This window comes from Actinoplanes sp. NPDC049265 (assembly GCF_043197135.1).
In the GTDB taxonomy this organism is placed as follows: Bacteria; Actinomycetota; Actinomycetes; order Mycobacteriales; family Micromonosporaceae; genus Actinoplanes.
Window position 1 is genome coordinate 234,764 of the sequence record NZ_JBICSP010000001.1, and the last position, 14,870, is coordinate 249,633.

At 72.7% G+C, this 14,870-nt stretch carries 14 protein-coding genes; 5 read left to right on the plus strand and 9 right to left on the minus strand.

What is annotated here, in order from left to right; all coding sequences use genetic code 11:
* Positions 1 to 42: 42 nt before the first annotated feature.
* Positions 43 to 1,554 carry an SDR family oxidoreductase gene (locus tag ACGFIO_RS01090; protein WP_392820389.1) on the plus strand — a complete coding sequence of 504 codons (1,512 nt, stop codon included), beginning with the start codon at positions 43 to 45 and terminating at the stop codon, positions 1,552 to 1,554.
* Here the strand turns inward: ACGFIO_RS01090 and ACGFIO_RS01095 are convergent.
* The 4 genes from ACGFIO_RS01095 to prmC form a co-directional block, all read right to left on the minus strand.
* Positions 1,478 to 2,416 (minus strand): L-threonylcarbamoyladenylate synthase, encoded by a 939-nt coding sequence (locus tag ACGFIO_RS01095; protein ID WP_392820392.1) that lies wholly within the window; start codon positions 2,414 to 2,416, stop codon positions 1,478 to 1,480. The two genes, ACGFIO_RS01090 and ACGFIO_RS01095, sit on opposite strands and share 77 nt — an antisense overlap.
* Complete coding sequence (locus ACGFIO_RS01100; RefSeq protein ID WP_392820394.1) at positions 2,413 to 2,988, minus strand: phosphotyrosine protein phosphatase; 576 nt, start codon at positions 2,986 to 2,988, stop codon at positions 2,413 to 2,415. The genes ACGFIO_RS01095 and ACGFIO_RS01100 overlap by 4 nt, the downstream gene beginning before the upstream one ends.
* A gap of 1 nt (position 2,989) precedes the next feature.
* Positions 2,990 to 3,634, minus strand: coding sequence for an L-threonylcarbamoyladenylate synthase (locus tag ACGFIO_RS01105; RefSeq protein ID WP_392822520.1), 645 nt, complete (start codon positions 3,632 to 3,634; stop codon positions 2,990 to 2,992).
* Between the two features lie 148 nt (positions 3,635 to 3,782).
* Positions 3,783 to 4,655 carry a peptide chain release factor N(5)-glutamine methyltransferase gene (gene prmC, locus ACGFIO_RS01110; protein ID WP_392820396.1) on the minus strand — a complete coding sequence of 291 codons (873 nt, stop codon included), beginning with the start codon at positions 4,653 to 4,655 and terminating at the stop codon, positions 3,783 to 3,785.
* Positions 4,656 to 4,707: 52 nt separating this feature from the next.
* Here prmC and ACGFIO_RS01115 point away from each other — a divergent pair, with 52 nt between their 5' ends.
* Positions 4,708 to 6,225, plus strand: a complete 1,518-nt coding sequence (locus tag ACGFIO_RS01115; protein ID WP_392820399.1) for a diguanylate cyclase domain-containing protein — start codon at positions 4,708 to 4,710, stop codon at positions 6,223 to 6,225.
* Complete coding sequence (locus ACGFIO_RS01120; protein ID WP_392820402.1) at positions 6,222 to 7,631, plus strand: hypothetical protein; 1,410 nt, start codon at positions 6,222 to 6,224, stop codon at positions 7,629 to 7,631. The genes ACGFIO_RS01115 and ACGFIO_RS01120 overlap by 4 nt, the downstream gene beginning before the upstream one ends.
* On the opposite strand, the gene prfA is transcribed toward ACGFIO_RS01120, so the two are convergent.
* Together prfA and rpmE are read right to left on the minus strand one after the other, a co-directional pair.
* A complete protein-coding gene (prfA, locus tag ACGFIO_RS01125) occupies positions 7,615 to 8,706 on the minus strand; it encodes a peptide chain release factor 1 (RefSeq protein WP_392820405.1) in 1,092 nt (363 codons plus the stop codon). The two genes, ACGFIO_RS01120 and prfA, sit on opposite strands and share 17 nt — an antisense overlap.
* A gap of 69 nt (positions 8,707 to 8,775) precedes the next feature.
* On the minus strand, positions 8,776 to 9,000 hold the full coding sequence (gene rpmE, locus ACGFIO_RS01130) for a 50S ribosomal protein L31 (RefSeq protein WP_392820408.1): 225 nt from the start codon (positions 8,998 to 9,000) through the stop codon (positions 8,776 to 8,778).
* Between the two features lie 175 nt (positions 9,001 to 9,175).
* On the opposite strand from rpmE, the gene ACGFIO_RS01135 reads away from it, so the two are divergent.
* Together ACGFIO_RS01135 and ACGFIO_RS01140 are read left to right on the plus strand one after the other, a co-directional pair.
* Entirely contained in the window at positions 9,176 to 9,586 is a 411-nt protein-coding gene (locus ACGFIO_RS01135) for an AAA family ATPase (protein ID WP_392820410.1), read from the plus strand.
* Positions 9,583 to 10,158 (plus strand): RNA ligase family protein, encoded by a 576-nt coding sequence (locus ACGFIO_RS01140; protein ID WP_392820412.1) that lies wholly within the window; start codon positions 9,583 to 9,585, stop codon positions 10,156 to 10,158. The genes ACGFIO_RS01135 and ACGFIO_RS01140 overlap by 4 nt, the downstream gene beginning before the upstream one ends.
* Before the next feature lie 91 nt (positions 10,159 to 10,249).
* Here ACGFIO_RS01140 and ACGFIO_RS01145 read toward each other — a convergent pair whose 3' ends face one another.
* The 3 genes from ACGFIO_RS01145 to thrB all read right to left on the minus strand — a co-directional run bounded on the left by ACGFIO_RS01145 (position 10,250) and on the right by thrB (position 14,869).
* Positions 10,250 to 11,437, minus strand: coding sequence for a nitric oxide synthase oxygenase (locus tag ACGFIO_RS01145; protein WP_392820415.1), 1,188 nt, complete (start codon positions 11,435 to 11,437; stop codon positions 10,250 to 10,252).
* A 109-nt stretch (positions 11,438 to 11,546) separates the two neighbouring features.
* Positions 11,547 to 13,610, minus strand: a complete 2,064-nt coding sequence (gene rho / locus ACGFIO_RS01150; protein WP_392820418.1) for a transcription termination factor Rho — start codon at positions 13,608 to 13,610, stop codon at positions 11,547 to 11,549.
* Between the two features lie 314 nt (positions 13,611 to 13,924).
* Positions 13,925 to 14,869 (minus strand): homoserine kinase, encoded by a 945-nt coding sequence (gene thrB / locus ACGFIO_RS01155; RefSeq protein WP_392820420.1) that lies wholly within the window; start codon positions 14,867 to 14,869, stop codon positions 13,925 to 13,927.
* Position 14,870: the final 1 nt, after the last annotated feature.

Consider the following 14,870-nt stretch of genomic DNA (forward strand, 5'->3'; position numbering starts at 1 on the left):
AGCATATTGGTTAGTTCGCGGGCACGAGGGCACAGTGCGGTTATGCGTTGTCTGGTCACCGGCGCCACCGGGTACATCGGCGGTCGCCTGGCGCCCCGGCTGGTCGCCGAGGGTCACGAGGTGCGCTGCCTGTCGCGGAGCGCCGCCCGGCTGCGTGACGTCCCCTGGGCGTCCGGCGTCGAGGTGGTCGAGGGCGATCTGTCCGACCCGGCGACGCTGCCCGCCGCGTTCGAGGGCGTCGAGGTCGCGTACTTCCTGATGCACTCGCTCGGCCGGCCCGACTTCGAGCGGCTCGACCGGGAGGCGGCCCGCAACTTCGCCGCGGCGGCCGAGCGGGCCGGCGTACACCGGATCATCTATCTCGGCGGTCCCGAACCACCCGCGAGCGGCACCCGGTCACCCCACCTGCGCTCCCGTGCCGAGGTGGCGAAGATCCTGCTCGACAGCGCGGTGCCGACGGCCGTCCTGCGCGCGCCGGTGATCATCGGGTCGGGCTCGGCGTCGTTCGAGATGCTGCGCTACCTGACCGAGCGGCTGCCCTGGATGATCACGCCGCGCTGGGTCCGCAACCGGATCCAGCCGATCGCCGTCCGCGACGTGCTGCGTTACCTGATCGGCTGCGCCGACCTGCCCGGCTCGATCAACCGGGGCTTCGACGTGGGCGGCCCCGACGTGCTCACCTACCAGGAGATGATGCAGCGGTACGCCCGCGTCGCCGGTCTTCCGCGCCGCCGGATCGTGCCGCTCCGGCCGCTCACCCCGTGGCTCTCCGCCCACTGGGTCGGCCTGGTCACGCCGGTGCCCAACGCGATCGCCCGCCCGCTCGTCGGCAGCCTGATCCACGAGGCCGTGGCCCACGAGAACGACATCGCGCAGCTGGTCCCCGGCGAGACCCTGGGCTTCGACGACGCCGTCGGCCGGGCACTCGGCCGAGTCCGCGACGCCGACGTGGAGACCCGCTGGTCGACCGCGTCCGGCCTGGATCCGGCGGCCGAGCCGCTGCCCACCGACCCCGCCTGGTCCGGCGGCACGCTGCACGTCGACTCCCGGACCCGCCGGGTGCACGCCCCCGCCGCGGCGCTGTGGCAGGTCATCGAGAGCATCGGCGGCGACAACGGCTGGCACTCGATCCCGCTGGCCTGGTCGATCCGCGGCTGGGCGGACCGGCTGGCCGGCGGGGTCGGCCTGCGCCGGGGCCGCCGCGACCGGCACCGGCTGCAGGTGGGCGAGGCGCTGGACTGGTGGCGGGTCGAGGAGATCCAGCCCGGCTCGTTGCTGCGGCTGCGGGCCGAGATGCGGGTGCCGGGGCGGGCGTGGCTGGAGATGCGGGCGATCCCCGACGGGCCGGACCACTCGGTCTACCTGCAGCGGGCCGTCTTTCTGCCGCGCGGGCTGGCCGGGCAGGCGTACTGGGCGGCGGTCCTGCCCTTTCACGGCCTGATCTTCGGCGCCATGCTGCGCAACATGGCCCGCGCCGCTACCGCGCTGCCGCGCGATTCAGACGGTCGTGTACGGCCAGCCAGTCCTCGGTCGCCGGCGGCTTCTGAACGATGATCGTGGCGACGCCCAGGTCGTCCAGGCGGTGCAGGGCGGCGTAGAGGTCGGCGGCGTATTCCTCGGGGTCGTCGCCCAGGACCTCCGCGTCCGGCCGTTCGTCGACGCTGAGCAGCCCGGCGCTTTTGTCCGGATTTATGATCTCATCGACGAGAACGAGGCGTGCCCGTGGCGCGTAATGCCGCTTACTCATCCCCGGCGAGGGACGGGCGCTCCCGTCCAAGACCGCCTCCGAAGGCAGCGCGACCCGGCCGGTGACCTCGCGGATCGCCCGCAGGCTCAGCGCCCCCGGCCGCAACAGCCGCGGCGTCGCACCGGTCACGTCCAGCACCGTCGACTCGATCCCCCACCGGCAGGCGCCACCGTCCAGCACCAGCGGCACGTCGGGCAGGCTGCGCACCACATGCTCGGCGGTGGTCGGCGACAGGCTCTCGGAGCGGTTGGCGCTGGGCGCGGCGAGCGGCAGCCCGGCCGCCTCGAGCAGTCGCAGGGCCACGTCGTGGGCCGGCACCCGGATCGCGATCGTGTCGTTGGCCGCGCCCACCCCGCCCAGATCGGCCGCACGGCGGACGACCAGGGTCAGCGGGCCGGGCCAGAACCGGTCGGCCAGCTCGTCCGCGGTGCCCGGCCACTCGGCGGCCAGCTTGCGGGCCTCGGCCACGGTCGGCACGTGGACGATCAGCGGGTTCCAGGACGGGCGGTTCTTCAAGCGGTAGATCTCGGCCACGGCCTGCTCGGAGAAAGCGTGCGCGCCCAGGCCGTACACAGTCTCGGTGGGGAAGGCGACCACCGAGCCGGCCCGCAGCAGCTCGGCCGCCCGCGCCAGCCCGGCCGCGTCCGGGAGGACGATCTCGCCGGTCATGGGAGCAGCAGGGCCGCGAACGGGACGGTGGTGTCCTCGATCTCGTCGCCGACCCGCTGGAACGTCTGGTCGCCGCGGCCCCAGGGGTCATCCAGGTCGTCGCCGGGCTGGGCCGGCTCGCCCGCCCGCAGCCGCTCGGCCGCCTCGACGATGGCCACGCCCCGGGCGTACACGTCGGCGGTGGGCAGGTCGCCGGGCGGGACCGAGGCGAGCAGGCGGCCGAACTCGCCCAGCACGAACGTCCGGCCGGCCGCGTCCGGGCGCAACGCCACCACGTAGTCGTACTGGTCGGCGGTGGCGGTCAGGATCAGGTCGGCGTCGTCCAGGAAGTCGCCGCGCAGCTTGCGGGCGGCGAACCCGTCCGGCGTACCGTTGCGGGCCCGCACCTGGCGCGCGGCCGGCGGGTTCATCTCTTCGCCCTCGTGCCACCCGCCGGTGCCGGCGCTCACGCTGCGCACCAGGTCACCGGCCTGCGGCGCCCGGTCGCGAACGGCCCGGTCGAGCAGCCGCTCGGCCATCGGCGACCGGCAGATGTTGCCCATGCAGACGTGCAGGACGGTGAAGGGCGCCAACTCAGGCCTCCGCGGCGACGATGTCCGCCACCACGTCGCGGAGCTTCTCCAGCGGGATCGCGCCGGCCCGAACCACCCGGGGCACGTCGCCCGTGACGTCGACGACCGTGCTGGTGGCCGGGTCGGCGGCCGCACCGGCTTCGAGATAGACGCGTACGGAATATTCCAGCTGCTCGCGGGCCGCCTCGGCGGTGACCGGGGCGGCCGCACCGACCTTGTTGGCCGTGGTGACGGCCATCGGCCCGACCTCGCGCAGCACCTCGAGCGCGACCGGGTGCAGCGGCATCCGCACGGCGACCACGCCGTCGGTCTCGCCCAGGTCCCACTGCAGGCTCGGCGAGTGCTCGACCAGGAGGGTCAGCCCGCCCGGCCAGAACGCGTCGGCCAGCTCCCGGGCCGCCTTGGGCAGCGAGTAGACCAGGCCGTCGAGGGTGTGCCGGGACCCGACCAGCACCGGCGGCGGAACCTGCTGGTCCGTGCCGCGGGCGGTGTGCAGGGCGCGGACCGCGTGCGCGGTGAACGCGTCGGCCCCGATGCCGTACACCGTGTCGGTGGGGAACACCACGAGCTCGCCGCTCTTGGCCGCGTCGACGGCGGCGGCGATCCCCCGATCGCGATCGGCCACGGTCCGGCAGTCGTAGAGCATCACGACGTGCAGTCTGCCATGGGCCGCTCACCGGCCTCGTGTCTCGGGCCCCTTGCAAAACCCTTCAATTCAGGTCGTAGCGGGGTGGGTGGTGCAGACCGCTGCTCCCGCCGAGGTCGCTTCGCTCCACGTGCGTGCTGGGTTGCGCTCAAAACCCGCGGAAGGCGGTGGTGAAGCGAGGTCGGCCGGTCAGGTCGCTGTGGGCGGTGATCGAGGTGAAGCGGCCGTCGGCACGGAGGAGAGCGGGGACCACGTCGCCCTGGGTGTCGTCGTGTTCGATGGCGAGAGCTCCGCCCGTACGCAGAAGACGAGCCGCCGCCGCGACGACCGGCCGGATCACCGTCAGGCCGTCGCCGCCGCCGAAGACCGCGTCGAGCGGATCGTGCTCGGCCACCTCGGCGGGCACCCGCGTGCCGTCCGGAACGTAGGGCGGGTTGCACAACAGCACGTCGACCCGCCCGTCGAGCTCGCCCAGCAGCCCGGGATCGGTCACGTCGGCCTCGACCACCTCGACCGCCGAGCCCGCGTTGCGCCGCAGCCAGACCAGCGCCTCCGGCGACCGCTCGACGGCGATCACCCGCCCCGCCTCCGTCTCGTCGGCCACCGAACAGGCGACCGCGCCGCTGCCGCTGCACAGATCGACCACCGTCGCCCCGGGCGCGGTGCGCTCGATCCCCCAACCGGCCAGCAGCTCGGTCTCCGGCCGCGGGATGAAGACGCCGGGGCCGACGGCCAGGTCGAGGTGGCGGAAGGCGGCGGTGCCGATCAGGTGCTGCAACGGGACCCGCTGGGCGCGGCGGGCGATCAGCTCGGACAGCCGGGCCGCCTCGTCCGGGCGGACCGTGCCGACGAGGGCGAGCCGGCCCCGTCCGATGCCGAGGACATGCGCGGCGAGCAGCTCGGCGTCCGTACGCGGACTCGCCACCCCGGCATCGACCAGGTCAGATGCGGCGCGGCGGAGGATCGGGGCGAGCGGTGTCCGGTCCGTGCCGGGCGAGGGGTGTTCGTATCCCGGTGTCACGGCATAATCATGGAACGTCGCGTATGACGCTGAGCGGCCGGGGAGGCGCCTGGTGAGTTGGTTGGACCAGCTCGCGGATCATGTCGATGATTTGCGGGAGGCCGGGCGTCTGCAACAGGGCGGCAAGTCCGCTCGGGCGCTCCCGATCCTCGATCGCGTGCTGGACTCGACGACCGACCCGACCACCCGGGCCTACGCGTTGATCCAGCGTTTCGGGGCGCTCATCAACCTGGGCCGGGTGGCTGAGTTCGCGTCCGCGATGACCTTCGCGTCGCAGGCCGTACGCGAGGTGCCCGATCCTTACCTACGCGGTCAGATGCACGCGTTCGCCGCGCTCGCCGCCCACCTGCAGAGCGCGCTCGACCGCGGCGTCACGCACCTGGTGCAGGCGTCCCGGGCGCTGGCCGCGGTCACCGACGGCGACACCGAGACCGCCTGGGGCTGGCACGACCTGGCCATGGCGTATTCATACCTCGGTTTCCACGGCCACGCGCTGACCGCGATCGAGCAGGCCCGCGAGGTCGGCGCCGCGGCCGGCCTGGCCCCCGAGGTGTTCGCCGCGCCGGGCATCCGGCTCCGCAACGCGGTCTCCCTCGACCACCACGGCGACACCGACGGCTGCCTGCGGGTGCTGCGCGACATCGACGCGGAACTCACCCGGTACGTGCTGACCGGCGCCGACGTGCGCCTGCGCCCGCACAGCCGGGCGGTCTACGGCTACGCCCTGGCCCGCCGGGCCGCGCTGGGCGAGCGCACCGACACCGACGCGACCACCTGGCTGTCCCGCGGCGGCGACAGCGCCCGCACCCGCGACCTGCGCCACCTCGGCGGCGTGTGCCTGACCATCGCCGACGGCAAACCGGCCGAGGCGCTGGCCCAGCTCGACGCCGTCCCGGTCGCCGCCGACGTGCTCGGCGCGGCCGAACCGGCCCGGCTGCGCAGCATCTGCTACACCGCCGCGGGCGACCACGCGGCCGCGCACGCCGCCGACCGGCACGCGTTCCGGCTGGCCGCCCAGCGGATCGACCGGCTCCGCGACGGCTACCTGGACGGCGTCGCCGCCCGGCTCGACGCCCAGCAGGTCGAGCCGCGCGCGGTCGGCCGCTACGGCGACGAGACGCTCACCGACCCGCTGACCGGCCTGCCCAACCGGCGGCAGCTGGAGCACTACATCACCGCGATGCTCGACCGGGGCGAGCGGGCCGCGGTCGGCGTCTGCGACCTGGTCGGGTTCAGCGAGGTCAACGCCCGGCACGGACGCGCCCGCGGGGACCTGGTCCTGCAGCGGATCGCCGGGGTGTTGAATCGGGTCATGCGACGTGGTGACTTCGTGGCCCGGTTCGCCGGCGACGAGTTCGTGGTGGTCCTGCCCGGCGCCGGCGCGGCCCAGGCGGCCGAGGTGTCCCGGCGGCTCAGCGCGGCCACAGCGGCGGAAAACTGGCAGACCATCGTGCCGGGCACGCCGATCGGCATGGCGGCCGGCTGGTCCGAGGTCGGCGTCAACGGCCGCACCCTGGCCGCGGCGCTGGCGGCGGCCGCGGCGAACCGGATCCCGGCCGTCACCCCATGACCCTCATCGAGCTGGGCGAGGTGTCCCGGAGCTCGGCCGTCGAGCCTCCCGCCCGCCCGGTGCACCCGCACGAGCTGCGCCGGCTGCTGATCATCGTGGTGGCGTTGCTGACCGTGGTCTCGGTGACCGGTTCGGTCCGACCGGAACCACGATCGATGCGGACGCTGTGGCGCATCCCGGCGTCGCCGGAGCCGTTCACGGTGCACGGCGACACGCTCTACGTGCAGAAGACCGGGATGACGCCCGGGGTCGACGCGCACGCGATGGCCGACGGGCGCCTGCTGTGGACGTACTGGTCGAAGTCGCCGGTCGGCTACGTCAACGCCGACATTCCCGGGCTGGCCCTGGTGCCGGAGACCGCGCAGCTGGCCGACGGCAGCGAGCCGGTGCAGAGCGTCATCGCGCTGGACGCCGCGTCCGGCCGGGAGCGCTGGCGGCACGACGGCGAGCTCTACGGGTACGCGGCGGGCAAGGCTCTGCTGGTCGAGTGGGGTACGCGCGCCGGCGCCATCCTGCGGATGCACGTGATTCGCACGGTGGACGGGTCGGACGTGTGGTCGTACCAGCCGCCGGAGAACGACCCGGTCAGCACCCTGACCCTGGCCGGTGGCACCCCGGCGGAGCCGACCGACGTGATAGTCGTCGGCCGCACCGGCGCCACCCAGGTCCGCACCCTGGCTGACGGCGTGCTCGTCCGCTCCGACCGGCTCCCGTGGCTCTCCCCCGACGCCGGCAACGACGCCTACGCGTACGCCCCGGCTCTGGGCGACGTCCTGCTCATGGTCGCGGTCGAGAAGGGCGCCATGCGGATCTCAGCCCACGACCGGACCACCCTGCGCCAGCTGTGGACCGACACCATCACCGGCACCCGGCTCGGCGGCCTGTTCGAGTGCGGCGGCCTCCTCTGCCGCGGCTCCGAACAGGTCGGCGTGGACGCCCTCGACCCGCGCACCGGCCGGGCCCGCTGGCACAGCACGGGCTGGGACTACGGCCACCCGCTGGGCGGCAACCGGATGTTCGTGGAGTCGCAGAGCGGCAACGGCAACGGCATCGTCGACATGCGCACCGGCCAGTGGATCAGCCACTTTCCGATCGGCACGACAGTGCTCGACCCGGCCGGCGACCGCCTGCTGCTGCTCGCCGCCAGCCGCAGCACGGTGCCCCGGATGACCGTCAACGACCTGCGACCGGACAACACGCTCCGGCTCGCCGGCGCCCTCCCACCCACCGGCGAACAGGGCTGTCAGCTCTCCGGCAGCCGGCTGGTCTGCCTGTTTCCCCGCGACCGGCCCGCCCCGGCGCCACCACAACCGCAGGTGGCGAAGCAGCCCGAGGATCCGGCGCTGGGCGGGATGCTCCCGAACGACCCGCGGGATCAGGAGATCGTGGTCACTGACGTCGGCTGAGCTCGGTGTCCCCGGCCAGCCGGGCCTGCCGGTCGGCCTCGGCCAGCGCGTCGAGCACGCCGTCGAGGTCGCCGTTGAGGGCCAGATCCAGGTTGTACGCCGAGTAGCCGATGCGGTGGTCGGTGATGCGGTTCTGCGGGAAGTTGTAGGTGCGGATGCGCTCGGAGCGGTCGACCGTACGCACCTGGGCCTTGCGCGCGTCGGAGGCCGCCGCGTTCGCCTCCTCCTGGGCCGCGGCCAGCAGCCGGGCCCGCAGGATGCGCATCGCCGACTCGCGGTTCTGCAGCTGGCTCTTCTCGTTCTGGCAGCTCACCACAATGCCGGAGGGCAGGTGGGTGATCCGTACGGCGGAGTCGGTGGTGTTGACCGACTGCCCGCCCGGACCGGACGAACGGAACACGTCGACCCGGATGTCACCGGGCTCGATCTGCACGTCGACGTCCTCGGCCTCGGGCAGCACCAGCACGCCGGCCGCGCTGGTGTGGATCCGGCCCTGCGACTCGGTGACCGGCACACGCTGCACCCGGTGCACGCCGCCCTCCCACTTGAGCCGGGACCAGACGCCGTGGCCGCCGGCGGGCACGCCCCGGGTCTTCACCGCCACCGAGATGTCCTTGACGCCGCCCAGGTCCGACTCCTGCGAGTCGATCACCTCGACGGTCCAGCCGTGCCGCTCGGCGTACCGGGTGTACATGCGCAGCAGGTCGCCGGCGAACAGGGCCGATTCCTGGCCACCCTCGCCCGCCTTGATCTCGACGATCACATCCTTGGCGTCGTGCGGGTCGCGCGGGGCCAGCATCTCGCCGAGCTTCTCCTCCAGCGGGGGCAGCAGCGCGGCGACCGCCTCGACCTCGCCGGCGAAGCCCGGGTCCTCGGCCGCCAGTTCCTTGGCCGCGGCCAGGTCGGCCCGGGCGGCCTCGAGCTCGAGGTGGGCGGCGTTGAGCGGCGCCAGCTCGGCGAAGCGACGACCGACCCGGCGTACCAGGGCCTGGTCGGCGTGGATGGAGGGGTCCTCCATCTGCTTCTCCAGGCTGCGGTATTCCTCGAGAAGGGTGCTGAGCCGGTCGTTGCTCACTGTCTGCTCCTGTGAAAGCAAACGGCGCCCAACCCCCGGAAATCCGGAGGCGGGGCGCCGTGGAGGTCGTTACTTCTTCTTGCCGGCGTTGACCTTCGCGTACTTCGCCTGGAACTTGGCGACCCGGCCCGCGGTGTCCAGCACGCGCTGCTTGCCCGTGTAGAACGGGTGGCAGGCGGAGCAGGTCTCGACGCGGATCTCGCCGCCCTGGGCGGTGCTGCGGGTCGTGAAGGTGCTGCCGCAGGAACAGATGACCTCGGTCGCCTGGTACTGCGGGTGAATGTCGGGCTTCATGTGCGCTCGGTCCTCTCGAATGGCGGTCGCCGGGTCGCCCGTCAGGTGTATGGGCGGGAACCGGAACCAGTGGCCGATGTACCAGTCTGCCATGTCGGGCGGCGGACTGGCCTTCCGGGGGTTGGAACGTGAGCTACCCTCGCCGCATTCCCGCTTGTCAGGGCAAGATGTCCCGGTGACCAGGTTGCTGATCACCCGGGGCCTGCCGGGCGCGGGCAAGACCACTTTCGCCCGCCGGCTGCAACCCTGGGTGGTCCGGGTCAACCGTGACGACCTGCGTCGCATGTTGCACGGCCGGCGCCTCTACACCCCCTGGGCCGAGGGTCTGGTCAGCACGGTCCAGCGCGGCACCGTGGAGAGGCTGCTCGAGGCGAGGGCGGACGTGATCATCGACGACACCAACCTGCGGCCCGGCCTGGTCCGCGACTGGACGGCGCTCGCCACCCGGCTGGGGGCCACCCTCGAGATCCACGACTTCACCGGCGTACCGGTCGAGGAGTGCGTCCGCCGCGACGCCACCCGCCCGCCCGAGGAGCGCGTCGGCGAGCCGGCCATCCGCACCATGCACCGGAAGTACCTGCGATGAGCTTCCACCACCTGCCCGGCTCGGCCGGCGCCCCCATCCAGCCCGACCTGTCCTGGCTGGACGGCGAACTCGTGGTGACCGAGAAGCTGGACGGCGGCGAGCTGACCTTCACCCGCGACGGCGTACACGGCCCCGGCGGCGCCCCGGCCGAACCCTGGGACCGCCCCGCCACCGCCCTCTGGACGATGATCGCCCACCACATCCCCGACGAGTGGCGCGTCTGCGGCGAGTCGATGTGGGCCCGGCGCGGCATCGCCTACACCGACCTCCCCGGCGTCTTCGTCGTCTTCGGCATCTGGGACGAAACGGACACTCTGCTGGGCTGGGACGACACTGTGGACTGGGCCGAACGCCTGGAACTGCCGGTCGTCCCGGTCCTCTACCGCGGGGTCGGGTTGTCGGCGGCCCGCGCGGCCTGGTCTCGCTCTCGCGACCCGCGAAATTCCGAGGGCTTCGTGGTACGCAGCGCCGGCCGCATCGCCGCGGCCGACCTGCCCCATAGGCTCCTCTGCTGGGTACGCCCAGCCTTCACGACCGTTCCCGCCGGGTCCGCAGTCAACGAATTCGCCTGACGGCCTGTGGATAACCGCCCTGTTTCACCGTCGCCGCGCGCTACATTCCGACCCACCCAGTGCAGGGGTGGGGGAGGCGGCGGATCGTCGGTCAGCGCAACCCACCCTCCACCGAGGTGGGCGTTGACGCGTCGGCGTGAGGGCAACGCGTCCCGTCCCGGGCGAGAGCCGCCGCTTCCTCGTCGAGGTAGAACGCGGGCCGCAGGTCCAGCTCGTCGTAGTAGCGGTGGAACACCGGCGTGAGGCTGCTGGACATCGGCGGCACTATCCACGACCAGTCGGCCGGCACCGGGCGTCCGGCCCGCTCCTCGCTGCGTACGTGGGCCAGGAACCGCTCCGACTCGGTGTGATGGTCGGCGATCTTCACGCCGACCTGTTCGAAGGACCACAGGACGGCTCGGTTGAGCTCGACCAGCGCCCGGTCCCGCCACAGGGTCGACTCGCGGCCGGTGTCCAGGCCCAGCCGGGCGGCCACCACCGGGAGCAGGTTGTAGCGGTCGCGGTCGGCGAGGCTGCGCGCCCCGATCTCGGTGCCCATGTACCAGCCACTGAACGGCGCCAGCGGGTAGTGCACGCCGCCGATGGTCAGGCGCATGTTGGCGATCGCCGGGATCGCGTGCCAGCGCAGGCCCAGCTCGGCGAACCAGCCGTACTCGGGGTGGGTGATCGGCACCTCGCGGATCGCGCGCTCGGGCAGCTCGTACAGCCGCACGCCCTCGGCCGGGGTCTCGATCGCCAGCGGCAGCACGTCGAACGCCTCGCCCTTGCCGCGCCAGCCCAAGCCGCGCATCGCCTCGGTGAAGCGGATCTGCCGCGGGTCACCTCTCCCCGGATAACCGGCATAGCGGATCAACTGCTCATTCCACACCCGGGCGTACGGGCGACCCGGTTCCGCCGCGGCGAAAATGCTGATCACCGGCCTGATCGCCGACCGTCCCGCGGTCGTCAGGTGGTGCACCAACAGCGAAAAGATGTCGTCCGCGGTACGCGCCCGCCGCCGGTCCAGCACGACCAGGCTCCGCCAGTAGAGCCGCCCGATGCACCGGCTCGCGTTGCGCCAGGCCAGCTTCGCCCCGTACGCCAGCTCCTCGGTCGTGTGCACGTAGCTGCCGGTGGCGGCGATCTGCGCCCGCACGATGGCCAGCCGCGGCTCGACCGGACCGAGCTTGGCGTTCTCCAGGTAGCACCGCCGGAGAAAGTCCTCGGCCTCGCCGGGGTCCGCCGGTGCCACCGGGTCCCACCGTTCGGTCGGATGGTCGCGGTACCCGGGAACGTTCATCGCAGGAGGTTCGCACGACCCCGGTCGTGGCTGCTCACACCGGCTGTGCGACGCGAAAAGGCGCGGTCACCCCACGATGAGGTGACCGCGCCTTCGCGGTGCGCGGGACTTACTCGCCCGGGGTCGACTTCGCGATCTGCATCAGGAACTCGATGTTCGTCCGGCTCTGCTTGAGCCGGTCGAGCAGCAGGTCGAGGGCGGCCGCCGACTCCAGGGAGCTGAGCACCTTGCGGAGCTTGTGCACGATGGCCAGCTCCTCCTTGCCCAGCAGGATCTCTTCCTTACGGGTGCTGGAGGCGGACACGTCCACCGCCGGGAAGGTCCTCTTGTCGGCGATCTTGCGGTCGAGCTTGAGCTCGGCGTTACCGGTGCCCTTGAACTCCTCGAAGATGACCGTGTCCATCATCGAGCCGGTCTCGACCAGCGCGGTGGCGAGAATGGTCAGCGAGCCGCCGTTCTCGATGTTGCGCGCCGCCCCGAGGAACCGCTTGGGCGGGTAGAGCGCGGTCGAGTCGATACCACCGGACATGATGCGGCCGGAGGCCGGCGCGGCCAGGTTGTACGACCGGCCGAGCCGGGTCACCGAGTCGAGCAGCACGACCACGTCGTGGCCCAGCTCGACCAGGCGCTTGGCCCGCTCGATGGCCAGCTCGGCGACCGCGGTGTGGTCCTGCGGCGGACGGTCGAACGTGGCCGCGATGACCTCGCCCTTGACCGTGCGCTGCATGTCGGTGACCTCTTCGGGCCGCTCGTCGACCAGCACGACCATCAGGTGGCACTCGGGGTTGTTGTGCGTGATCGCGTTGGCGATCGCCTGCAGCACCATGGTCTTACCGGCCTTGGGCGGCGACACGATCAGCGCCCGCTGCCCCTTGCCGATGGGCATGACCAGGTCGATCACGCGGGTGGTGAGGATGTGCGGCTCGCTCTCGAGCCGCAGCCGCTCCTGCGGGTAGAGCGGAGTCAGCTTGTAGAACTCCGGCCGCCGCCGGGCCTCTTCCGGCTCCATCCCGTTGATCGTGTCCAGCCGGACCAGCGGGTTGTACTTGTCGCGGCGCGAGTTGCCGCTGGGGTCGCCGCTGTCGCGGGGCGCGGACCGGACGGCGCCGGTGACCGCGTCGCCGGCCCGCAGGCCGTGCTTCTTGACCTGGGACATCGACACGTAGACGTCGTTCGGCCCGGACAGGTAGCCGGTGGTGCGGACGAACGCGTAGTTGTCCAGCACGTCGAGGATGCCGGCCACCGGGACGAGCACCTCGTCCTCGGCGACGTGCGGCTCGCGGCCGCCGCTGTCGCGTTCGCCCTGGTCACGGTCGCGGCCCCGGCGCCGGTCACGGAACCGGCTGCGCCGGCTCCGGCGGCCACTCTCGCCGCCGTCGTGGTCGTCGTCGTCCGAGTCGTTGCGGTTGTCGTTGCGCCCGCCCCGGTCGTTGCGCTCGTTGCGCTGGTCGTTGCGGTCGGTGCGATCGCGCTGGTCGCGGTCTCCCCGCTCACCACGATCGCCGCGCTCGCCGTCGCCACCCCGGTCGGTGCGCTCGCCACGCTCACTGCGGTCGGTGCGGTCGGTGCGGTCGGTGCGCTCACCGCGGTCGGTGCGCTCGCCACGCTCGCCGCCACGGTCGTTGCGCTCGCCGCCACGGTCGCCACGGTCGGTGCGGTCACCGCGGTTGCGGTTGCGGCCACGGTCGTTGCGCTCGCGGCCCTCGGAACGCTCACGCTGGTCGGTCTCGCCGGCCGGCGCGGTCTGCGTCTCGGCGGCCACGGCCACCGGCTCCGGCGCGGAGTTCGGCTGCGGTGCGGTCGGCGCGTCGGCCGGCGGCGTGGTGACCACCGGTGCGGTGGCCACGGCGACCGGAGCCGCCTCGGCCACCACCGGGGCCTCGACAGCCGGCGCCGAGGAGCCGTTCGACCGGCTCCGGGAGGCGCGTACCGGCTCGGCGGCGGCCGTGGGCGCGCCCCCGGCCTGACGCTCGGAGATCGCGGTGATCAGCTCGCCCTTGCGCATCCGGGCGGTGCCGGAGATGCCGAGGGACGCGGCGAGACTCTGCAACTCGGGCAGCAACATCGCGGACAGGCCGGTGCCGCCACGGCGACGCTTCGTGGCCGCCGGAGTGCCGGCGCCGTCGTCAGCGACGTCAGAAACACCCGACGTCACGTCGGTGGTGTCGCTCAATGGATTCCTTCCGTCGAAAAAAGCCAAGTCACCCGGGTCTCTGCAGCCTTGGTGGCCGGGTGCCTCGGATCCCGCCGCCGCAGAGCGGAGCGGGGGTTTTGTGCAGCACGGCAGCTCGACGGTGGCCCCGGCCCCGTCGGACGATGACGGGGAAGGTCTCGTTGAAGAGCACCGGTTTCGATCTGGAGAACTGCTGCCCGGCGTGTGCCTTGAAGTGAGAGATGAGGCAGGCAAAGAACTGCCATGCTCCCGGGGGTGCGCGCCGAACCGCGGTAGATCGCTTGCCTCGCGGCTGTGCTAGGTCTTGAGCGTAGTCAACTCGTGCGACCTGCGGCAACAGTGCCCCGCTCGGCGTGTCTAACCATACTCCCTTTCGCAAGGGCTCCGCCGCCATCCACGCCCAACGACACGGCGCGCCATTCTGTTCCCGCTGTGAAATCGCCCGGGACCTCGGTGAACGCCAGCACGGAGGGTCCCGCTCCGCTCACCACGGCGGCCACGCCGACCGAGCGCAGGGCGGCCACCAGCGAGGTCGTCCCGGGCATGGCGTCGCCTCGATAGCCCTGGTGCAGGCGGTCCTCGGTGGCCGGGAGCAGCAGCGTGGGGTCGGTGGTGAGGGCGTGCACCAGGAGGGCGGAGCGACCGGAGTTGAAGGCGGCGTCGGCGTGCGGCACATCGGCCGGGAGGGCGCGCCGGGCCGAGGCCGTGTAGCCGCGTTCGGACGGGATGAAGACAGTTGGGCGTACGTCGGGATGGGTCTTGGTCGTGACCGCGCGCGCCCCGGCACCCTCGGTCCAGGCGATCGTGAAGCCGCCCAGCAGGCACGGCGCGACGTTGTCGGGGTGGCCCTCGAGCCCGGCCGCGATCCGCAGCACGCCGGCGTCGTCGAGCAGCGCCTCACCCCCCTCGACCAGGCCCCGGGCGAGCAGCACGCCGCCCACGATCGCGGCCGAGGAGGACCCCAGGCCACGCGCCTGCGGGATGCGGTTCACGCAGCTCACGGCCAGTCCGGGTGGGCGTTCCCCCAGCTCGTCGAAGGTCGCCAGCATGGCCCGCACGACCAGGTGGCCGTCGTCGGTGGGCAGCTCGTCCGTACCCTCGCCGGAGATCTCGACCCGGACACCCGGGCCGGTCACCGTGGCGGTGAGCTCGTCGTGCAGCGACAGCGCCAGCCCGAGCGCGTCGAAGCCCGGGCCCAGGTTGGCGCTGGTCGCCGGGGTGCGCACACGCGCCGGACCGGCGACGAAGGTCAGGGGCATC